We start from the raw sequence: 20,916 nt of genomic DNA on the forward strand, positions 1-20,916 counted from the left end.
GCCACCCATGACTGAGCGCCAGACGCCGCAGGCGAAGCACGAGAGGGACCGGCCGTGGCTCATGCGCACCTACGCCGGTCACTCCACGGCCGAGGCGTCCAACGAGCTGTACCGGCGCAACCTCGCCAAGGGCCAGACGGGTCTGTCGGTCGCGTTCGACCTGCCGACCCAGACCGGGTACGACCCCGACCACATCCTCGCCCGCGGCGAGGTCGGCCGGGTCGGTGTCCCCGTCTCGCACCTCGGTGACATGCGCCGGCTGTTCCAGGACATCCCCCTGGACCAGATGAACACCTCGATGACCATCAACGCCACCGCCATGTGGCTGCTGGCGCTCTACCAGGTCGTCGCCGAGGAGCAGGGCGTCGACATCACCAAGCTCCAGGGGACGACCCAGAACGACATCGTGAAGGAGTACCTGTCGCGGGGGACGCACGTCTTCCCGCCGGTGCCCTCGCTCCGTCTGACGACGGACATGATCTGCTACACGGTCAACAACATCCCCAAGTGGAACCCGATCAACATCTGCAGCTACCACCTGCAGGAGGCGGGAGCCACCCCGGTCCAGGAGATCGCGTACGCGATGTCCACCGCGATCGCCGTCCTGGACGCGGTGTTCGCGTCCGGGCAGATCGCGGAGGAGCAGAAGGGGGACGTGGTCGCGCGCATCTCCTTCTTCGTGAACGCGGGCGTCCGCTTCGTCGAGGAGATGTGCAAGATGCGGGCGTTCGGCCGCATCTGGGACAGGATCACGCGCGAGCGGTACGGGATCGAGAACCCCAAGCACCGCCGCTTCCGGTACGGGGTCCAGGTCAACTCGCTCGGTCTGACCGAGGCCCAGCCGGAGAACAACATCCAGCGGATCGTGCTGGAGATGCTGGCGGTGACCCTCTCGAAGGACGCACGCGCGCGAGCCGTCCAACTCCCCGCCTGGAACGAGGCGTTGGGCCTGCCCAGGCCCTGGGACCAGCAGTGGTCCCTGCGCATGCAGCAGGTGCTCGCGTACGAGAGCGACCTGCTGGAGTACGCGGACATCTTCGAGGGCTCCCACGTCATCGAGGCCAAGGTCGCCCAGCTGGTCGAGGACTCGTTCGCCGAGATCGACCGGATCCAGGAGATGGGCGGCGCGATGGCGGCCGTCGAGTCGGGCTATCTGAAGTCGCAGCTCGTCTCCTCGCACGCCGAGCGCCGGGCCCGTATCGAGTCCGGTGACGAGAAGATCGTCGGCGTCAACATCTTCGAGTCGACCGAGCCGAACCCGCTCACGGCCGACCTGGACGCCGCGATCATGACGGTCGACCCGGCGGTCGAGGCCGGCGTGACCGCCGCCCTCAAGGACTGGCGCGACACCCGCTACCAGCCCCCCTTCAACCACCCGCGCCCCTGCAAGGCGCTGGAACGGCTGAAGGAGGCCGCGAAGGGCACCGGCAACCTCATGGAGGCCACCCTGGAGTGCGCCCGTGCCGGAGTCACGACCGGCGAGTGGGCCGGTGCCCTGCGCGAGGTGTTCGGCGAGTTCCGCGCCCCCACCGGTGTCTCCTCCGCGCCCGTCGCGGTGACCGCCGAGGAGGGCTCGGCCATGTCGGAGGTCCGCCGCAAGGTGGAGCAGACCGCGAAGGACATGGGCGTCGGCAAGCTCCGCTTCCTGGTGGGCAAGCCGGGCCTTGACGGGCACTCCAACGGCGCCGAGCAGATCGCCGTACGGGCCCGTGACGCCGGCTTCGAGGTGGTCTACCAGGGCATCCGGCTCACGCCCGAGGAGATCGTGACCGCGGCCGTCGCCGAGGACGTGCACGCCGTGGGCCTGTCGATCCTCTCCGGCTCGCACGCCCAACTGGTCCCTGACGTGCTGGAACGGCTGCGTGTGGCCGGTGCCACAGACATCCCGGTGATCGCCGGTGGCATCATCCCGAATGGCGACGCCGAAGACCTGCGGGCCGCGGGAGTGGCCGCGGTCTTCACTCCGAAGGATTTCGACATCACCGGAATCATCGGCCGGATCGTCGACGAGATCCGGAAAGCGAACAAGCTCGACCCACTGGAGGTCCCCGCATGACCAGCCCCGTCAACCGTCTGCGTCCGCGTCGCTCCTGCCTCGCGGTGCCCGGGAGCAACCCCCGCTTCCTGGAGAAGGCGCAGGGCCTCCCGGCCGACCAGGTCTTCCTGGACCTGGAGGACGCGTGCGCGCCGCTGGCCAAGCCCGAGGCGCGGCACACCATCGTCAAGTTCCTCAACGAGGGTGACTGGACGGGCAAGACGCGGGTCGTGCGCGTCAACGACTGGACGACCGAGTGGACGTACCGCGATGTCGTGACGGTCGTCGAGGGCGCGGGCCCCAACCTCGACTGCATCATGCTCCCGAAGGTCCAGGACGCCCAGCAGGTGGTCGCGCTCGACCTGCTCCTGACGCAGATCGAGAAGACGATGGGCTTCGAGGTCGGCAAGATCGGCATCGAGGCGCAGATCGAGAACGCCAAGGGCCTGAACAACGTCAACGAGATCGCGACGGCCTCCCAGCGCGTCGAGACGATCATCTTCGGCCCGGCCGACTTCATGGCGTCGATCAACATGAAGTCGCTGGTCGTGGGCGAGCAGCCGCCCGGCTACCCGGCGGACGCCTACCACTACATCCTGATGAAGATCCTGATGGCCGCCCGCGCCAACAACCTCCAGGCGATCGACGGCCCCTACCTGCAGATCCGCAACGTCGACGGCTACCGCGAGGTCGCCCGGCGCGCCGCGGCCCTCGGTTTCGACGGCAAGTGGGTGCTGCACCCGGGCCAGGTCGAGGCGTCCAACGAGATCTTCTCGCCCTCGCAGGAGGACTTCGACCACGCCGAGCTGATCCTGGACGCGTACGAGTACTACACGTCCGAGGCGGGCGGCAAGAAGGGCTCCGCGATGATCGGCGACGAGATGATCGACGAGGCCAGCCGCAAGATGGCCCTCGTCATCTCCGGCAAGGGCCGGGCCGCCGGCATGCAGCGCACGTCCAAGTTCGAAGCCCCGGAGGCCTGAGCACCATGCAGTTCGGACGCACCTACGAGGAGTTCGAGGTCGGCGCGGTCTACAAGCACTGGCCCGGAAAAACGGTCACCGAGTACGACGACCACCTCTTCTGTCTCCTGACGATGAACCACCACCCCCTCCACATGGACGCCAACTATGCGGAGAACACGACGGACTTCGGGAAGAACGTCGTCGTGGGGAACTACATCTACTCGCTGCTGCTCGGCATGTCCGTGCCGGACGTGTCGGGCAAGGCGATCGCGAACCTGGAGGTCGAGTCGCTGAAGCACGTGGCGCCGACCTTCCACGGCGACACGATCTACGGCGAGACGACGGTTCTCGACAAGACGCCCTCCCGGTCGAAGAACGACCGCGGGATCGTCCACGTCGAGACCAAGGGCTACAAGCAGGACGGCACGCTGGTCTGTGTGTTCCGCCGCAAGGTGATGGTCCCCACCGAGACGTACATCAAGGAGCGCGGCGGCGAACAGCCCGGCCGGCCCCAGCTCAAGGAGCAGGAGAAGTAGCCATGGCGCGACTCGCCCAGACCGCCGGTCTGACCGATATCCAGCAGGAGATCCTGTCCACCGTCCGGGACTTCGTGGACAAGGAGATCATCCCGGTCGCGACCGAGCTGGAGCACCGCGACGAGTACCCGCAGCAGATCGTCGACGGGCTCAAGGAGTTGGGCCTCTTCGGCCTCATGATCCCCGAGGAGTACGGGGGTCTGGGCGAGTCGCTCCTCACCTACGCGCTGTGCGTGGAGGAGATCGCGCGCGGCTGGATGTCGGTGTCCGGCATCATCAACACCCACTTCATCGTGGCGTACATGCTCAAGCAGCACGGCACGCAGGAGCAGAGGGAGTACTTCCTTCCGCGGATGGCGGCGGGCGAGGTGCGCGGCGCGTTCTCCATGTCGGAACCGGCACTTGGCTCGGACGTTTCGGCGATCACGTCGAAGGCGGTCAAGGACGGCGACGAATACGTCCTCAACGGTCAGAAGATGTGGCTGACGAACGGCGGAACGTCGACGCTCGTGGCCGTTCTGGTGAAGAGTGACGAAGGACACCCCGAGGGCACCGCGGCCCACAAGTCGATGACGACCTTCCTGGTGGAGAAGGAGCCCGGCTTCGGTGAGGTCCGCCCCGGCCTGACCATCCCCGGGAAGATCGACAAGATGGGCTACAAGGGTGTCGACACCACCGAGCTGATCATGGATGGCCTGCGCATTCCGGCCAATCGCGTGCTCGGCGGGGTCACCGGTCGTGGGTTTTACCAAATGATGGACGGCGTCGAGGTCGGCCGCGTCAACGTGGCGGCGCGTGGTTGCGGTGTAGCTCAGCGTGCGTTCGAACTGGGCGTCTCCTATGCCCAGCAGCGTCACACTTTCGGCAAACCGATCGCCCAGCACCAGGCGATCCAGTTCAAGCTGGCCGAGATGGCTACCAAGGTCGAGGCCGCCCATGCGATGATGGTGAATGCGGCACGCAAAAAGGACTCCGGGGAGCGAAACGACCTCGAAGCAGGGATGGCGAAGTACCTCGCCTCCGAGTACTGCAAAGAGGTCGTCGAAGACGCCTTCCGGATCCACGGCGGCTACGGCTTCTCCAAGGAGTACGAGATCGAGCGCCTCTACCGTGAGGCCCCGATGCTGCTCATCGGTGAAGGTACCGCCGAGATCCAGAAAATGATCATCGGACGCAGGCTGCTCGAAGAGTATCGGTTCCAGGGCTAGAAATACCGATTCGGGGTGTTTTCATCGAGAACAAGATCACACCCCGTCAGCACTCTTCGGACGCCGACTCGGCTTCCTGGCTTGCCCAGTTGTGGCCCGCGACCGGTACGATCCCGGGAAAGCCGCCGTCCCCCGTTACAGCGCGGCATCATCCGCTACGAAGGTCATCCATGCCCCACAGCCAAACCTCTGCACCACGCGACAGCCTGGCAGGCGTACGTATTGCGCGCGGAGCATCGCCGTGGCTCCTCCCGACCGTCGCCACCGCAGCCCTCAGCCTGGTACGCGCGCGCAAGTCCGGCGCCGCCAAGGCCGTCGCAGTACCCGTCACCGCGCTGGCGGCGGGCATGCTGTGGTTCTTCCGCGACCCCGAGCGCGAGATCGCCCCGGGCCGGGTCATCTCCCCGGCCGACGGTGTGGTGCAGAGCATCATGCCGTGGAAGGACGGTCGCACTCGCGTCGCGATCTTCATGAGCCCGCTGAACGTCCACGTCAACCGCGCGCCTCTCTCCGGCACGGTGACGTCGGTCGAGCACATCCCCGGCGGTTTCGTTCCGGCGTTCAACAAGGAGAGCGAGAACAACGAGCGCGTTGTCTGGCACTTCGACACCGAGCTCGGTGACATCGAGATGATCCAGATCGCCGGTGCGGTCGCGCGGCGTATCGTGCCGTACATCCCTCAGGGCACGAAGGTCGAGCAGGGCGAGCGGATCGGGCTGATCCGCTTCGGGTCGCGCGTCGACATCTACCTCCCCGAGGGCGTGGAGGTCGACGTGGAGGTCGGTCAGAAGACCGTGGCGGGGGTGACTCGCATTGACCGTGATTGATCCCGAGACACAGGCTGGCTGGGTGCCGGAGGCCGACGAGCTGGACGACGAGGAGGAGATGCCCCTCTCTCTCCGCCTCTCAATAGCGGACACGCTCACCCTCGGTAACGCCACGTGCGGCTTCATGGCGGTGTACTTCACCACCACCGGCATCCTGATCCCACACCTCACGGGCAGCCAGGAGACGGGCATGGCGCGGCACAGTGCCGCGACCGCCGTGATCCTGATGCTGTGCGCCGCGGTCTTCGACCTGTTCGACGGACTGGTCGCCCGCAAGCTGCGCTCCTCCCCCATGGGCGCGGAGCTGGACAACCTCTCCGACCTGATCAGCTTCGGTCTGGCGCCGGCGTACTTCGTGCTGGTCTACGGCATGGTCGCCGACGACGCGCACCAGCGGGTGGCGGCGGTGGGGGCCATCGTGGTCCTGCTGGCGGTCGTGCTCCGGCTCGCCAGATTCTCCTGCGTCACGGTCAAGGACGGCACCTTCCAGGGCATGCCCTCGCCGTTCGGCGCGCTGACCGTCGTCTCCATCGTGCTGCTCGAGCTGCCGTTCGTCGCCACGCTCATGGCGATCATCGGCACCGCGTGGCTGATGGTGAGCCGGGTCGAGTACCCGAAGCCGCGGGGGCGGCTGGCCGTGGCAATGCTCGCCTGGATCGTCACGAGCATGGCACTGCTGGCGGCCTGGGCGTTCGACGCGCCTGGTGGTCAGCTGCTGCTCCAGACCGGGTGTGCGTTGCAGTTGGTGACCGGGGCGGTGATGCCCCTCTTCGCCACGGCTCGGAGGGTGAACAACTTCAGGGACAACCGGCGTGAGGCGCGGGCTGCGCAGCTGCCGTAGCGGTTGTCGTTTCTGTACGACGTCGAAGGGCCCCGAACCTGTTGGTTCGGGGCCCTTCGTGTGGGGTGACTTCGGGTGCGTTTAGGGTGCGGGTGCGTGGGGGCTTGTCGCGCAGTTCCCCGCGCCCCTAAAAACAAGAGATTGCGCTGTTCCCCGCGCCCCCAAACAGCCGGGCCTCAGGTGGCCGGTGTGTATGCCGTCGCTGTGTCCGAGGCCTCGGGGTCCCTGACCACCTTCATGCCGCCCGTGACGCTCTTGTCGGGCTGGAGGATGACGCTCTGCCTGGAGGATGGGGCGTTCGGGTCGGTGAAGTCCTGGGGGATGCCGAAGCCGGTGTCGAGGGAGTTGATCGTGAGGAGGGCCTTGTCGACGCCCTCGCGGGTCAGGTCCTTGGATGTGCAGGCCTTCTTGAGGGCCTCGCCGAAGGCGTAGACCGCGGTCCAGCCGGCGACGACTCCGTTGTCGAGGGAGTCCTTCGGGTACGCCTTCTTGTAGTCGGCCACCAGCTTCTGGGCCTCCGGGGTGTCCGCGCCGATGGGGAGCGAGGGCGAGGCCACGTAGTAGTTCTTCATCAGGGCCGGGCCCGCCTGGGTCGCCAGGAGCTGCGGGGCGAAGGCCGAGTTGTTGCCGATGATCGGGACGTCGAAGCCACCGGCCGCGGCGACACCGACCAGCGAGGCCGCCTGACGCGGGCCCGCACTGATCACGACCGCCTTGACGCCGGCCTTCTTCAGGGCGGCGACCTGTGCGGTCATGTCGTTGTCGGTCGGCTTGATCTTCTGCTCGACGACGGTCAGGCCGGCCTCCTTCGCGATGTGCTTCGAGCCGACCAGCGCGCTCTCGCCGTAGTCGCCCTCGAAGTAGACGTGCCCGACCTTGTCGCCCTTCTTGATGCCCTTCTCCTTCATCAGGAAGTCGACGGCGTTGATCGTCTCGATGTCGTACGTGGATCCGATGACCCGGATGTACGGGCTCCCGAGCAGCGTCGCCGACCAGGCCTGCGGCAGGACCAGCCCCTTGTCCTGGCCGTCGATGCGCTGCTTGACCGCGGCGACGAACGGGGAACCGATGAACTGCGTGAAGCCGAGCACCTTCGGCTCCAGCTCGGTGTACCCGGCGACGGCCTTCTGCGGGTCGTAGCCGTGGTCGCGGACGGTGAGCGCGACCTTGTAGCCGCAGACGCCGCCGTCGGCGTTGAGCTGTTTCACATAGAGCTGCTGGGCCTGGGTGACGCTCTTGCCGAGGGTCGCGTACACGCCGGTCATGTCGGTGAGGACGCCGAGCGTGATGGTCTTGCCGGAGATGCCGTCGCCGGTCTTCACCTCGCCCGCGGCCGTCCCCTTGTCGTTGTTGTCGGTGTCCTTGGCCTTGGAGCTGCACCCGGCCAGCACGAGCAGCGCGGCGAGCGCGCCTGCGGTCACCTGGGCCGCGTATGTCGTCCTCATCGTTCCTCCCCTGGATTGGACCGTGGACCGGTCCTGACGCGACGCCCGGCGGCCACCCTGACCAGGCCGCCGGGCAGGAAGAGCACCACCGCGACGACGGCGGCGCCGTAGAGGTACCGGGATGCCTCGCCCGGTGCGATCCCGCCCGTACCGGGGGCGGAGACCAGGGGCAGCGCATCGCTGTAGCGGGTCAGCAGCTGCGGCAGCAGAGACACGAACGCGGCCCCGACCACCGCCCCCGAGACCGAACCGAGCCCGCCGATGACGATCATGGCGAGGTATTCGAGCGACAGCGTGATGCCGAAGTAGTCCGGCACCGTCCGCTGGAAGACCAGGGCGAGCAGGACGCCCGCGAGGCCCGCGTACATCGAGGACAGGACGAAGACGGCGGCCCGGTAGCGGGCGACCGGGACGCCGATGACGCCGGCCGCGATGCGATGGTCGCGGATCGCGTTCATGGCGCGTCCGGGGCGGCCGCGCAGCACCCCGCGGGCGAAGAGCGCGCAACCGAGGAGAAGCACGAGTCCCGCGTACCAGAGCTTCTCCGCCGATCCGAACGGCACGGCGGCGACGACCAGTTCACGGTCGTCGAAGGTGAGTCCGAAGAGGCTGAGGGGCGGTACGTCCCGGCCGTTGAAGCCGCCGGTGAGGTCGCGGGCGTTGAACAGCACGTGCTGGCCGATGAAGATCAGCGCGAGTGTCGCGATGCCCAGGTAGGCGCCGCGCAGCCGGCCCGCGATGGGGCTGAAGAGGCCGCCGGCCAGGCCCGCGACGAGGACGGCGAGGACGGCGGCGAGCCAGGTCGGCAGGCCGAGGCCGGTCAGCCCGTCGCCGCCGTCGGCGGCGAACACGCAGTAGCCGTACGCGCCGACCGCGAGGAAGAAGGCGTGCCCCATGGAGAGCTGGCCCGTGGAGCCGGTGAGGAGGTTGATGCCGATCGCCCCGATCGCGGCGGCCATCGCGAACAGCCCGGCCTGGAGCCAGAACCGGTCCAGGTAGAAGGGCAGGGCGAGCAGGAGGAGGGCTCCGGCGGCCCAGACGTACGGACGCGCGTGGGTGGGGAGGGCAGGCCTGCGGCGGGCGGGCCGTGGCTTGTCGGCCGCCGCGTCACGCGTGAGGACCTCAGACACGGGCCAGCTCCTTCGTGCCGAACAGTCCGGCGGGCCGGATGAGCAGGATCACGGTCATCACGAGGTAGGGGGCGAGGTCGCCCAACCCCCGGCCCAGGAAGGTCAGTTCGCTCTGGTAGCCGGTGGCCAGGGACTCTGTGACGCCCACGAGCAGACCACCGACGAGGGCGCCCGTCGTGGAGTCGAGGCCGCCGAGGATCGCGGCGGGGAACGCCTTGAGGGCGGCGAGCGAGGTGGCTCTCTCCAGGCCGGGTGTCGGGAAGACGGTCAGGAACAGTGCCGCCACGGCCGCGAGTCCGCCGGCCACGGCCCAGGCCCCGAGCGACACCCTGCCGAGCCGTACGCCCATCAGCGCGGCCGTCTCCGGGCTCTCGGCGGCGGCCCGCATCGCGACGCCCCATGAGGTGTAGCGGAACGCGAGCAGGAACACGGTGATGAGCAGGGCCGCGGCCACGAAGGCGGCGATGCGCGTGTGGGCCAGGGAGATGGGGCCGAGGGTGAGCACGGCGTCGCCCCAGGGGTCACCGAGGGGCAGGACGTCCGTGCCGATGCGGCGGGTCAGTTCGGTGGTGAGCAGGATGTCCACGCCGATCGTGACGATGGCGAGGACGCTGTGGTCGGACCCCCGGTAGCGGCGCATCACCAGGAACTCCACGGCCGCGCCGACCACCGCGGCCCCCGCGATCCCGACCAGCAGCGCGGGCCAGAAGCCGATGTCGTCGTGGAGGGTCGCGGTGACGTACCCGCCCGCCAACAGCAGTGACGCATGGGCGAAGTTGACGACCTCGGTGGCCCGGAAGATGACCACGAAGCCGAGGGCGATGAGGGCGTAGACCGATCCCATCGACACGCCGTTGAGGAGGAGTTCGGCGAAGGTGCTCATGAGGCGCTCCCCTCTCCCCGGAGCTTCGCGGGCCTCTCGGGCCCGTCCGCACCGCCGGGTTCGTCGGAGCGGCGCTCCCCCAGGTAGGCGCGTACGACCGCCGGGTCGTTCTGTACGTCGGCGGGGGCGCCGTCCGCGATCAGGCGCCCGAAGTCGAGTACGGTCACCGCGTCCGCGAGCCGCATCACCACCCCCATGTCGTGTTCCACCAGGACGATCGAGATGCCGAGGCTGTCGCGAACTCCCGCGATCACGGCGGAGGTTCGGCGGCGTTCGTCGGCGGTCATGCCCGCGACCGGCTCGTCCAGGAGCAGCAGGCGCGGCTCCATGCAGAGGGCGCGGGCGAGTTCGGCGAGCTTCTGCTGCCCGTACGGGAGGGAGCCCGCCGGGCGGCCGAGGTAGGGCGAGATGCCGACGAACTCGGCGATCTCGCGTACGCGTTCACGGTGCCGGCGCTCCTCGCGGGCCGCCGCGGGGAGGCGAAGTCCCGCTGACAGGAAGCCCGTTCGGGTGAGCCGGTGCCGTCCGAGGAGCAGGCTGTCCTCGACCGTGGCGAGCGGGGGCAGCGCGAGGTTCTGGAAGATGCGGGCGACGCCCAGATCGGCGATGCGGTGCGGAGGCATCCCGGTCAGTTCGTGCTCGCCGAAGAGGACGCTGCCCGCGGTCGCGCGGTAGACCCCGGACAGGACGTTGAAACAGGTGGACTTTCCGGCGCCGTTGGGGCCGATGAGGGCGTGGACGGTGCCGGGGCGCACGGTGAAGTCGACGGCGTCCAGGGCGGTGAGGCCCGCGAACCGGACGGTCAACTCCCTTACGTGGAGCGGCGGGACGTCGGGGGACGGCGAAGTGGACTCCGGCGGTGGGGAGTCCGGTCGGGTGTGGCCCGACCGGGTCGGGCCCGACCTGTTGGTGTCCGACCCGGTTGTCAGGTCCTGTCGGCTGTCCGGCCGGGCGGGATCCGGCTCGTCGTCGCTCGGTGTGCCGTCGCTGGGCATGACGTCGCTCGGCATGTCGGTGTTCACCCCTTCCAGCGGGTCAGTGCCGGGTGCGTGGTGCGGGCCCGCTCCGCGTCGGCAGCCGCGTCCTCGTCGACGACGCCCAGATAGCGGCGGCGCACCTCGTCGGAGGCGGCCAGTTCGTCCGCCGGCCCCGACAGGGTGACTTCGCCGACTTCGAGGACGTACGCGCGGGAGGCGAGCCGCAGGGCGAGGGCGGCGTTCTGTTCGACGAGCAGGATCGAGGTGCCCTGGGCGTTGATCTCCCGCACGGTGTCGGCGATCCGTTCGGCCATCAGCGGGGCGAGTCCGAGGGACGGCTCGTCGAGGAGCAGGATGCGCGGGGTGGCCATCAGGCCGCGGCCGACGGCGAGCATCTGCTGTTCTCCGCCCGACAGCAGGCCGGCGCGCTGCTGGGCGCGGTCGGCGAGGACGGGGAACAGTTCGTGGACACGGCGCAGGGCGGCGGCCCGGCCGGCCCGGCCGCCGGTGGCGCCCAGTGCCCCGGCCCGCAGGTTGTCGGCGACGGTCATCCGGGCGAACACCCTTCGCCCTTCCGGTATTTGGGACACTCCGGCGGCGACGACGCGGTCAGGCGGCAGCCCGTCGAGACGGCGGCCGTTCAGAGTCACCGTGCCGCCGGTGACCGCGCCGCCGTGGAAGGACAGCGTCCGGCAGACCGCCCGGAGCAGGGTCGACTTGCCCGCGCCGTTGCCGCCGAGGACGGTCACCACGGCTCCCTCGGGCACCTCCAGGGACACCTGGCGCAGTGCGCGTACGGGCCCGTATCCGACCGACAGCTCATGAACGACCAGACCGGAACCGCCCGGACCACCCGAACCACCCATCGAACCCCCCTGCTCTCGTCCCGTGTGGCGCTCACCACAGCACCGGCGGGGGCGTCCGTCCACGGGGTACGGGCGAATCGCTGCGGGTGACCAGCGGGCGCGGCCGTGCGTTGTGCGCGAGCACAACACCGCGTGTCAGGGGCCTGTGCGGGGCGGCTCACCAGTGGCATCCTCCGGCCATGGGAGCCCGCAGAAGGCGTACCGGTCATGACTGGAAGCTGCTCACCGAGTCCTGTTCAGCGCTGCTGGAACGGCTGCCGGAGCTCGTCGACGAGCACATGCGGCAGCTTGCCGAACACTCCTCCGTCTACGGGGAGTTCCTGCCGTACGACCAGCAGTGGCGGGAGGCCGAGGAGGCGATGCGGATCGGGATCCAGACGATCTCCGCGCCCCGGGACTCGCCCCGCCGCGACCTGGCGTACGCGGAGGAGGCGGGGCGGCGGCGGGCCCAGCAGGGGCTGCCGCTCGAACTTCTCGTGCACGCGTATCGCGCCGCGGGGTATCTGGTGTGGGACGCGTTGATGGAGGGGGCGGCGGTCGGGCAGGAGCCGGAGCGGCTCGTGGTGCTGATGCGTTCGGCGACCATGGTGTGGTCCGCCGTGGACGCGCAGGCCGCCGTGGCCACCGAGGCGTACCGGGCGACCGAGATGGAGCTTCGGCGGCGTACCGACGAGCGGCTGCAGGCGTTGCTCGACGCGCTCCTCGAAGGGCAGGAGGCGCCCGGGCTCGCGGCTCGGGCCGCCGCCGGGCTCGATCTTCCCGAGCGGGGGCCGTATGCCGTGGTCGTGCTGCGGTCCGAGCGGCGGGAGTCGTATCGGCGGCCCGTGGAGGGGGACGGGTTCCGGTTCATCTGGCGGATGCGGGCCGACTGCGAGGTGGGGGTGGTGGCTCTTGCGGACGGGCAGGGGCTCGACGGGGTCGCGCGGGCGCTCGACGGGCGTTGTTCCGGTCCCGGCGGGATCAGTCCCGTCGTCGCCGGGCTTGCCGAGCTGGGGCGGGCTCGGCGGCTGGCCGAGCTGGCCCTTCGTACGTGCCCGCCCGATGCGACGGCTGTCGTGCGGCTCGATCAGCGGATGCCCACCGCGCTCGTCGTGAGCCAGCCCGAGTTGGCGGGGCGGCTTGTGTCCGACGTGTTCGGGTCACTGCTCGAACTCGAACCGGCGGATCGGGCGGTGTTGCTGGAGACGCTGGATATGTGGCTCACGTGTGAGGGGTCCGCGGGGCGGGCGGCCGGGCGTCTGTACTGCCACCGGAACACGGTCTTCAACCGCCTGCGACGGTTGGAACAGCTCACGTCCCGGTCGTTGGCGCGGCCTCGGGATCTGATCGAGATGACGTTGGCGTTGGATGCGTATCGGTTGAGCTAGGGGTTTTTCGCCCCCGCCGCCCCTACCCATTCCCGTCACTACTCGGGGGCTCCGCCCCCGAACCCCCGCTCCTCAAACGCCGGAGGGGCTGATCTTCAGCCCGTCCGGCGTTTGAGGACGAGGCCGTTCAGGCCGATGAGCGGGGGTCTGGGGGCGGCAGCCCCCAGGGACGGGACGGGAAGGGGCGGCGGGGGCGAAGAAAATGCCTCGGCCACCGTCGGACCCTCAGATCAGGAAGTCCTGGGCGATTCGTTCGCCCACGTCTTCCAGGATCGGGCCCGCTTCGGCGATGCAGCGGGAGACGTCGGGCTCGATGTCCGTGAGGGGGTAGGCACGCCGGATGCCGGCCCGGCCGAGCGCCTCCGGTGGGAGGGCGAGACGGCCACAGACCGCGATGACCTCCTTGTCGGCGGCCCGGGCGGCGGCCGCGACCCCGGCGGGAGCCTTGCCGTGCAGGGTCTGCTCGTCGAGGGAACCCTCACCGGTGATCACCAGCGTGGCCCGCTCGAGCGCGGGGGCGAAGCCGAGGACGTCGAGCATGACCTCGATGCCCGGGCGGAAGCTCGCGCCGAGGCCCACCAGAGCCCCGTATCCGATACCCCCCGCCGCCCCGGCCCCGGGCGCGACGGCGTACTCCGCCGCCTTCGACCCGATCGTCTTCTCCAGCACCGCGGCGAAGTGCGTGAGCCCCGCGTCCAGCACCGCCACGTCGTCGGGCGAGGCCCCCTTCTGGGGCCCGTACACCGCCGGCGCCCCCTTGGGCCCGGTCAGCGGATTGTCCACGTCACTGGCGAGGACGACGTCGACGGAGGAGAGGCGGGGGTCCAGACCGGACAGGTCCGCTGTGGCCAGCTGTCCCAGGGAGCCGCCCCCGGGCGCCACCGGCTCGCCGTCCTCGTCGAGGAAGCGCGCCCCGAGCGCGGCCAGCATCCCGGCCCCGCCGTCCGTGGTGGCGCTGCCGCCGACGCCGAACACGATCGTCCGCGCCCCGGCGTCCAGCGCGGCCCGGAGCAGTTCCCCGGACCCGTACGTGGACGACGTGAGCGGCGCGAAGGACCCGGCGGGCAGCCGCTGGAGGCCACTGGCCTCGGCCATCTCCACGACGGCGGTGTCGTCGCGCAGCGCGAACGCGGCGGTGATCTCGTCGCCGAGCGGCCCGGCGACCCGTACCTCACGCCGCTCGAACCCGGCTGCGACCGCCGCGTCGACCGTGCCGTCACCGCCGTCGGCGACCGGCAGCGCCTCGACCTCGACCCGCGGCGCGACCCTGCGCAGTCCGGCCGTCACCCGCTCGGCCACCTGCACGGCCGTGAGCGAGCCCTTGAACTTGTCCGCGGCGATGAGCACCCGCTGGTTCCGGCCCCGGCCCCGATTCACTGCAGCGTCCGCCACCTTGCATTCCCCTTGCTCTTCGGGCCTTGCACACGTCAAGGCAGTCGCGCCGCTGCGACCCTAACCGGAGGAGGGGGCCGCTGCCCAGGGCGGTTCTCACGTCCCGGACAGCGGCCGCGGGTCAGCCGGCGTCGGTGCCGCGGGAGTCGTACAGCTGATGCGTCAGCGTCCCACTGCCCCCGAACGGCACGCTGATGTGCTCCAGCACGTCCTCCAGGGCATCGACGTCCCCGGTCCGCACACCGACGTCCCCGGTGTTCACCAGAGGCTCGGCGGGGGCCGCCTGCGCGGGCGCCGCGCCGGTGACGGACAGGACGGCGACGACCGCGGCGGCGGCACCGGCCGCCAGGACGGTCGTACGGCTCATCGACTTCATGGGTCTCCCAGTTCTCGGGGCCCCGATTCCGGGCCCCCGACCGCAATACGACTAAAACCCGACGAGCCTCTCATGTGGTGCGGTGCCTGATTTACGTACAGCGGGCAGGACCGGCGGGAATTCGGTACACCGGGTGTATGACCCCTGTGGGCGTTGACGATCTCGCGGACCGCGTCCTCGGCGGCTGGCTCGGCCGGATCGCGGGCAACATGCTCGGCAAGCCGGTGGAGCGGGGTGACTACTGGACGCGGGACCGCATCGACCGCTATCTGCGGCAGGCCGACGCCCTGCCGCTCACGGACTACCTGCCGGAGCCGGCCGGTCCGAGCGACGAGTTCGTGCTGCGCCCGGAGTGGCGCAGGTGCGTACGCGGCCGGATCCACGGCAGCTGCCGGGACGACGACGTGGACTACGCGATCCTCGGTCTGCACCTCCTGGAGACGCACGGTTTCGGCTTCAGCACGGAGCAGGTGGGTGACCTGTGGCTGCTGCGGCTGCCGTATCTGCAGACGTTCACGGCGGAGCGCGCGGCGTACCGGAATCTCGCGAACGGGCTGAAGCCGCCGCTGACGGCGACCTACGACAACCCGTACCAGGAGTGGATCGGTGCCCTCATCCGCGCCGACGTCCATGGCTGGACCAGTCCGGGCCTGCCCCGGCGCGCGGCCTCGCTGGCCCGCCGGGACGCGGTCCTGTCCCATACCGGGAACGGTGTGTACGGGGCGATGTGGGCGGCCGCGCTGGTGGCCGCCGCGTTCACCGCGCCGGACGTACGGGACGCCCTGGACACCGCGCTCACGGTGATCCCGGCGAGCAGCCGCCTTGCGCGTACCGTGCGCCGGGTGATGACGCTCCACGAGACCCGGCTGAGCTGGGAGGACACGCTCGACACGGTTGCGGAGGAGACGGCGGGCCTCGGGTGGATCCACACGATCCCGAACGCCGCCGTCCTGACGGCCGGACTCCTGTACGGCGAGGGCGACTTCACCCGCTCCATCGCCCTCACGGTCCGCGGTGGCCTGGACACCGACTCGAACGGCGCGACCGCGGGTTCCGTCGCGGGTGTGCTGGGCGGAGCCGCCGCGATTCCCCCGCAGTGGACGGTCCCCCTGGAGGACACCGTGCACAGCGCGGTCTTCGGCTTCGACGGGGTACGGATCAGTGAACTGGCGGAGCGGACAGTGCGGTTGGCGGTGAGCGCCGAACTGCCCGCCGGGGCGGTGACCTCGTAAGGATTACTCCCGGGTGATCTTGCCCGGGCGCCGGTCCTGTCTCGTTACGCTTCCCCAATGACGACTCCTGACTACGCCACGTACATCGCGGGACTCCCCCGGGTCCTCGTCGGTGCGGCCGCGCTCTTCCGTGACGCCGAGGGCCGTGTGCTGCTCGTCGAGCCCAACTACCGCGAGGGCTGGGCGCTGCCCGGCGGAACCGTCGAGTCCGACGACGGCGAGACCCCGCGGCAGGGTGCCCGCCGGGAGACGCTGGAGGAGATCGGCCTGGACCTGGAGGTGGGCCGGCTGCTCGCCGTGGACTGGGTGCCCGCCACCACGCGGCCGCCGATCGTGGCGTACCTGTACGACGGAGGGGTCCTCTCGGAGGACCAGTTCAAGGCGATCCGGCTCCAGGAGGAGGAGCTGCTGTCCTGGCGCCTCGTGGCCCGCGAGGAGCTCTCCGAGTACATCTCGGGTTCCCTGGGCGGCCGGGTGCTCGCCGCGCTGGACGCGCTCGCGACGGGCGCGGGGACGGTGGAACTGGAGAACGGGCGTCCCGTGGCCTGAGTCATTGGATACTCACCTCCCCCGCCTGCGTGACCCATCGACCGACGCGACGCGTGCTGGGCAGGCGCCCGATATCCGCTCGCCCCGCATGCACACGCGACCTACCCTCGGCCCATGAACAAGCCGCTCGTCGCCCTGCTCAGTGGCGCAGGTGTCTCCACCGATTCCGGAATCCCTGACTATCGCGGTCCCAACGGGCTGTGGCAGCGGGATCCCGAGGCGCAGAAGCTCGTGACGTACGAGTACTACATGGGTGATCCGGAGATCCGGCGCCGGTCCTGGCAGATGCGGCGGAAGAACCGCACACTGCAGGCGGAGCCGAACGCCGCGCACCTGGCCGTGGCCGAACTGGAGCGGGCCGGGGTGCCGGTCAGGGTGATCACGCAGAACGTGGACGGGCTGCACCAGCTGGCCGGAATGCCCGCGCGCAAGGTGCTCGAACTGCACGGCAGCGCAAGGAGTTTCGTGTGTACGAAGTGTCATGCGCGCGGGCCGATGGAGGACGCCCTCGCCCGGGTCGAGGCCGGGGAGGAGGATCCGCCGTGTCTGGAGTGCGGCGGGATCCTGAAGTCGGCGACGGTGTTCTTCGGTGAGCGGCTCGACCCCGTCGTCCTCGGTGAGGCCGTCGCCATCACCAAGGCATGCCAGATCTTCATCGCCGTCGGCACCAGCCTCCAGGTCCAGCCCGCAGCCGGCCTCGCCGGAATCGCCGCCGACCACGACGCCCGGCTCGTCATCGTCAACGCCGAGCCGACCCCGTACGACGATCGCGCCGACGAGGTGATCCGGGAACCTATCGGCACGGCGCTGCCCGCACTGTTGCGCGCACTCGGAACGGACAGCGACTGACGACCTCGTGCGCAGTCATCCGGAAACTCCCGCCCGGCGATCGTGACGCTCCCGGACGGCGTCCAGCCACTCGTCGGTCGCCGTTCCGGGCGTGCTCAGTTCCACTCCCTTGACCTGGCCGTTCCAGACTTCCGGATTGAAAGCACCCTCGTTGACATCGGCCTCCGCCGCGACGATGACCGGCAGTGCGAGAGCCACCGACATTCCGGCTTCCAACTGCAACCACGGAGAAGTCCACCAACTGGACGAGAGCGCCTCCTCCTTGGTATCCGGCCTCCAGACGGAGTTTCGTGCGTCGAGTTGTCTGAAGCCGAGCAGGACAACGCCGTCCACACGTGAAAGCAACTGTGTCAGCGTGTGCCAGGGATTTTCACCATGGCTGTCCCGCCCCAATCGGATGACCTGGAACGACTGACACTCGAGCCAGGCCACCCATTCTTCCAGCTTCGTTTCCTGATCCGGGGTGAGGATGGATGGCGCCCCGAGAAAGATGCGGGCCACGCTGGTTTCACTCGTCTTCATACGGGCTCTTCGCTGACTACTTTTCCGTTCGAGTCCAATAAGCACGACACATTGGCCGGAACGTCCGAAGCACCCAGGAACTGCGCGCCGGCGAGACGCGCGCCGTCGAAGGTGGCACCCGCCAGCTGGGCCTCTCGAAAATCGGCGCCGGTCAGGACGCCGTTCGCCAGGACGGCGTTCACGAGAGTCGCGCGGTAGAAGACCGCCCCGGACGCGTTGACTCCCCTCAAAGAGGCACCGGTGAGGTCGGCTTCGAAGAGATCGGCGTGCGTGAGATCGACAACCTTCTTGTCGCCCTCCCTGTATCCGAGGAAGGCGCGCGCCAGGTTGCACCCCTGCAGGTCGGCCCGGGAGAGTGACGGCGCGAATCTCAGTCCATCGGCGAGGACCTTCTGGATCTGATCTGTTTCGGCTTCCCGGAGAAGCCCGGCAATTACGGCCACCGCCTCACTGGCGTAGGGCGTACGACCGGCGCCCTGCTCCGAGTTGCCGTCGAAAAACCGGCGCATCAGAATCGCCGCGGCCATCTGCTGCGTTTTGTTGTCCGACGCCAGTGACTCCACGATTTCCCTGAACGCCGACCCGACCGCTGCGGACCTGTCCTGTTTCCGTTGGAAGTTCAGCACTCCGAGAACACTCACGCCGACGGTGGCGAACGTTCCAACGATTCCGGTCCAGACCTGCAGGTCACTTGCCGCCATATCACCCTTATGGTCAAATTTGCGCTCGGCGAGACACCTCGAAGGTGTGCCGGTTCTTCGAGACAGTGGACCAGGGTAGGCGACCCCGGCCGCAGGGCGGCAGCCGGGCGCCCGATTCAGAACAGTGCGGTGTCTGCCTCTCCCCGTTCGAAGTCCAGCAGTTGCCGCTTGCGTTCCAGACCGCCGCCGTAGCCGGTCAGGCTGCCGTTGGCGCCGACGACCCGGTGGCAGGGCACGATGATCCCCAGGGGGTTCTTGCCGTTGGCGAGGCCGACCGCGCGGGATGCGTTCGGGTTGCCGAGGGCATCGGCGAGTTCGCCGTACGAACGGGTCTCGCCGTACGGGATCTTCTGGAGCTGTTCCCAGACGGAGCGCTGGAACGGGGTGCCGTCCAGGTGGAGTTCGACGGTGAACTCCTTCAACTCGCCCGCGAAATAGGCCCGTAGTTCGTCGACCACCTCGGTGAAGGGTGTGTCGTCCGGGTCGCCGAAGGTCTCCTCGGGCGGGCGGTGGCGCTGGTCGGTCATGTAGAGGCCGGACAGGACGCCGTCGGTGGCGACGAGGGTGAGCGGGCCGTAGGGGCTGTCGATCACGGTGTGCTGTTTCACTGAAGGTCCTCGGGCCGGAATCATGCGGGAAGGAAGTTGATCGGGTGGCTGTCGGTCGCCCACAGGTACTGGACGGCGTACGCGCGCCAGGGCCGCCAGTCCGCGGCGCGTGCCGTGAGCGCGGCGGGGGTGGACGGCAGGCCCAGCTCCTGGGCGGCGCGCCGGACTCCGAGGTCCGTGGGCAGGAAGGCGTCGGGGTCGCCGAGGGCACGCATGGCGATGACCTCGACGGTCCACGGCCCGAAACCGGGCAGCGCGAGCAGCCGGGCCCTGCTCTCGGCCCAGTCGCTCTCCACGCCCAAGTGGAGGGTTCCGGCGGCCAGTTGGTGGACGAGCGTGGTGAGGGTGGCCCGGCGGGTGGCCGGCATGGCGAGGGCTTCGGGGTCGAGTGCGGCCAGTGACTCGGCGGACGGGAAGAGGTGCGTGAGCCCGCCTTCGGGGTCGTCGACCGCGTCGCCGTGCGCCGCGACCAGGCGGGCCGCGTGCGTACGGGCCGCGGCCGTGGAGACCTGCTGGCCCAGCACCGCGCGTACGGCGAACTCGGCCTCGTCGACCGTACGCGGCACCCGGCGGCCCGGCGCCTTGTCGACGAGCGGGGCCAGCAGCGGGTCCGTACGCAGTTGGTCGTCGACCGCGACCGGATCGGCGTCCAGGTCGAGCATGCGGCGGCAGCGGCTGATGGCGACGGTCAGGTCGCGCATGTCGCTGAGGGTGAGCCGGCAGCCGATGTGGTCGGCCGTCGGGGTGAGCGCGACGACGCCGTGGCCGTAGGGCAGGCGCAGGGTGCGCCGGTACGCGCCGTCGCGCCACTCCTCCACGCCGGGTACGGCGGTGGCGGCGAGGTGGCCGAAGAGGTTGTCGGGCTTGAGCGGGGACCGGAAGGGCAGGCGGAGGCTCAACACCCCTGGCGTGCCGGACGAGTTGGCGTGGCTCGCCCGGTTCTTCGGGACCCTGGTGCGCAGTTCGCTCGGTGAGAGGGCGAATACCTCGCGGACCGTGTCGTTGAAGGTGCGGATGGAGGAGAAGCCCGCCGCGAAGGCGATGTCGGCCATCGGGAGCGGGGTCGTCTCGATGAGCAGCCGCGCCGTCTGGGCGCGCTGGGCGCGGGCGAGGGCGAGCGGTCCGGCGCCCAGTTCGGCGAGGAGCTGCCGTTCGATCTGCCGGGTGCTGTAGCCGAGCCTGGTCGCCAGGCCCGGCACGCCCTCGCGGTCCACGATCCCGTCGCCGATCAGCCGCATCGCACGGGCCACGAGGTCGGCGCGCTGGTTCCATTCGGGCGAGCCGGGGCTGGTGTCGGGGCGGCACCGCTTGCAGGCCCGGAACCCGGCCTGCTGGCAGGCGGCGGCGCTCGGGTAGAACGTCATGTTCTCCGGCTTCGGCGGCACGACGGGGCAACTCGGTCGGCAGTAGATCCGCGTGGTCAGCACCGCGGTGAAGAACCACCCGTCGAAGCGAGCGTCCTTCGACTGGACGGCGCGTACGCAGCGCTCCGTGTCGGTGTGCATCCCGTTCTGCATACCTCCCAGCATCGGCCATGGTCACGGCACTGGCTGGCGAGAATCCGACATCTACCTGAGGCGCCTGCCTCCGCCGGCCGAGGACGCCTC

21 protein-coding genes are annotated in these 20,916 nt (G+C 69.6%); 10 read left to right on the top strand and 11 right to left on the bottom strand.

The genetic code is table 11. The features are described from left to right. Positions 1-7: 7 nt before the first annotated feature. The 6 genes from OG718_RS14500 (at position 8) to pssA (ending at position 6,412) form a co-directional block, all read left to right on the top strand. Complete coding sequence (locus OG718_RS14500; RefSeq protein WP_328844315.1) at positions 8-2,056, top strand: protein meaA; 2,049 nt, start codon at positions 8-10, stop codon at positions 2,054-2,056. Beyond that, positions 2,053-3,018 (top strand): HpcH/HpaI aldolase/citrate lyase family protein, encoded by a 966-nt coding sequence (locus tag OG718_RS14505; RefSeq protein ID WP_143640987.1) that lies wholly within the window; start codon positions 2,053-2,055, stop codon positions 3,016-3,018. The genes OG718_RS14500 and OG718_RS14505 overlap by 4 nt, the downstream gene beginning before the upstream one ends. Positions 3,019-3,023: 5 nt before the next feature. After that, complete coding sequence (locus OG718_RS14510; protein WP_143640988.1) at positions 3,024-3,536, top strand: MaoC family dehydratase; 513 nt, start codon at positions 3,024-3,026, stop codon at positions 3,534-3,536. Positions 3,537-3,538: 2 nt separating this feature from the next. Then, the gene (locus OG718_RS14515) at positions 3,539-4,744 is read left to right on the top strand and encodes an acyl-CoA dehydrogenase family protein (protein WP_143640989.1); all 1,206 of its coding nucleotides are present in this window, start codon (positions 3,539-3,541) and stop codon (positions 4,742-4,744) included. Positions 4,745-4,914: 170 nt separating this feature from the next. Continuing rightward, on the top strand, positions 4,915-5,571 hold the full coding sequence (locus tag OG718_RS14520; protein ID WP_143640990.1) for a phosphatidylserine decarboxylase: 657 nt from the start codon (positions 4,915-4,917) through the stop codon (positions 5,569-5,571). Between the two features lie 22 nt (positions 5,572-5,593). Beyond that, positions 5,594-6,412: a CDP-diacylglycerol--serine O-phosphatidyltransferase gene (gene pssA / locus OG718_RS14525; RefSeq protein ID WP_143641053.1), complete on the top strand. Its 819-nt coding sequence runs from the start codon at positions 5,594-5,596 to the stop codon at positions 6,410-6,412. Between the two features lie 176 nt (positions 6,413-6,588). Here the strand turns inward: pssA and OG718_RS14530 are convergent, their stop codons facing one another. The 5 genes from OG718_RS14530 to OG718_RS14550 are packed head-to-tail and all read right to left on the bottom strand — an operon-like array spanning position 6,589 to position 11,713. Further along, positions 6,589-7,857, bottom strand: a complete 1,269-nt coding sequence (locus OG718_RS14530) for an ABC transporter substrate-binding protein (protein WP_143640991.1) — start codon at positions 7,855-7,857, stop codon at positions 6,589-6,591. After that, positions 7,854-8,987: a branched-chain amino acid ABC transporter permease gene (locus OG718_RS14535; protein ID WP_143640992.1), complete on the bottom strand. Its 1,134-nt coding sequence runs from the start codon at positions 8,985-8,987 to the stop codon at positions 7,854-7,856. The genes OG718_RS14530 and OG718_RS14535 overlap by 4 nt, the downstream gene beginning before the upstream one ends. Continuing rightward, on the bottom strand, positions 8,980-9,870 hold the full coding sequence (locus OG718_RS14540) for a branched-chain amino acid ABC transporter permease (protein WP_307520277.1): 891 nt from the start codon (positions 9,868-9,870) through the stop codon (positions 8,980-8,982). Before OG718_RS14540 ends, OG718_RS14535 begins: the two co-directional genes overlap by 8 nt. Then, entirely contained in the window at positions 9,867-10,865 is a 999-nt protein-coding gene (locus OG718_RS14545; RefSeq protein WP_443055336.1) for an ABC transporter ATP-binding protein, read from the bottom strand. Before OG718_RS14545 ends, OG718_RS14540 begins: the two co-directional genes overlap by 4 nt. 23 nt (positions 10,866-10,888) lie before the next feature. After that, on the bottom strand, positions 10,889-11,713 hold the full coding sequence (locus OG718_RS14550) for an ABC transporter ATP-binding protein (RefSeq protein WP_328844318.1): 825 nt from the start codon (positions 11,711-11,713) through the stop codon (positions 10,889-10,891). Positions 11,714-11,892: 179 nt separating this feature from the next. On the opposite strand from OG718_RS14550, the gene OG718_RS14555 reads away from it, so the two are divergent. Next, positions 11,893-13,080 (top strand): PucR family transcriptional regulator, encoded by a 1,188-nt coding sequence (locus OG718_RS14555; protein WP_143640995.1) that lies wholly within the window; start codon positions 11,893-11,895, stop codon positions 13,078-13,080. Between the two features lie 225 nt (positions 13,081-13,305). On the opposite strand, the gene OG718_RS14560 is transcribed toward OG718_RS14555, so the two are convergent. Both OG718_RS14560 and OG718_RS14565 read right to left on the bottom strand, forming a co-directional pair. Beyond that, positions 13,306-14,427 carry a glycerate kinase gene (locus tag OG718_RS14560; protein WP_328847757.1) on the bottom strand — a complete coding sequence of 374 codons (1,122 nt, stop codon included), beginning with the start codon at positions 14,425-14,427 and terminating at the stop codon, positions 13,306-13,308. A 166-nt stretch (positions 14,428-14,593) separates the two neighbouring features. Continuing rightward, a complete protein-coding gene (locus tag OG718_RS14565; protein ID WP_055618550.1) occupies positions 14,594-14,848 on the bottom strand; it encodes a hypothetical protein in 255 nt (84 codons plus the stop codon). 137 nt (positions 14,849-14,985) lie between these two features. On the opposite strand from OG718_RS14565, the gene OG718_RS14570 reads away from it, so the two are divergent. The 3 genes from OG718_RS14570 to OG718_RS14580 all read left to right on the top strand — a co-directional run bounded on the left by OG718_RS14570 (position 14,986) and on the right by OG718_RS14580 (position 17,478). Further along, on the top strand, positions 14,986-16,080 hold the full coding sequence (locus OG718_RS14570; protein WP_328844319.1) for an ADP-ribosylglycohydrolase family protein: 1,095 nt from the start codon (positions 14,986-14,988) through the stop codon (positions 16,078-16,080). A gap of 57 nt (positions 16,081-16,137) precedes the next feature. Then, positions 16,138-16,629, top strand: coding sequence for an NUDIX hydrolase (locus OG718_RS14575; protein ID WP_328844320.1), 492 nt, complete (start codon positions 16,138-16,140; stop codon positions 16,627-16,629). Between the two features lie 114 nt (positions 16,630-16,743). After that, positions 16,744-17,478: an SIR2 family NAD-dependent protein deacylase gene (locus tag OG718_RS14580; protein ID WP_306936668.1), complete on the top strand. Its 735-nt coding sequence runs from the start codon at positions 16,744-16,746 to the stop codon at positions 17,476-17,478. A 15-nt stretch (positions 17,479-17,493) separates the two neighbouring features. Here the strand turns inward: OG718_RS14580 and OG718_RS14585 are convergent, their stop codons facing one another. From OG718_RS14585 to OG718_RS14600, 4 genes are all read right to left on the bottom strand, one after another. Next, positions 17,494-18,000: a hypothetical protein gene (locus OG718_RS14585; protein ID WP_143640999.1), complete on the bottom strand. Its 507-nt coding sequence runs from the start codon at positions 17,998-18,000 to the stop codon at positions 17,494-17,496. Continuing rightward, a complete protein-coding gene (locus OG718_RS14590) occupies positions 17,997-18,701 on the bottom strand; it encodes a pentapeptide repeat-containing protein (protein ID WP_143641000.1) in 705 nt (234 codons plus the stop codon). Before OG718_RS14590 ends, OG718_RS14585 begins: the two co-directional genes overlap by 4 nt. Before the next feature lie 116 nt (positions 18,702-18,817). Then, positions 18,818-19,309 carry a methylated-DNA--[protein]-cysteine S-methyltransferase gene (locus OG718_RS14595; RefSeq protein ID WP_143641001.1) on the bottom strand — a complete coding sequence of 164 codons (492 nt, stop codon included), beginning with the start codon at positions 19,307-19,309 and terminating at the stop codon, positions 18,818-18,820. A 20-nt stretch (positions 19,310-19,329) separates the two neighbouring features. Next, positions 19,330-20,814 (bottom strand): AlkA N-terminal domain-containing protein, encoded by a 1,485-nt coding sequence (locus OG718_RS14600; protein WP_328844321.1) that lies wholly within the window; start codon positions 20,812-20,814, stop codon positions 19,330-19,332. Between the last annotated feature and the right edge of the window lie 102 nt (positions 20,815-20,916).

Origin of the sequence: Streptomyces sp. NBC_00258 (assembly GCF_036182465.1) — a bacterium.
Classification (GTDB): Bacteria; Actinomycetota; Actinomycetes; order Streptomycetales; family Streptomycetaceae; genus Streptomyces.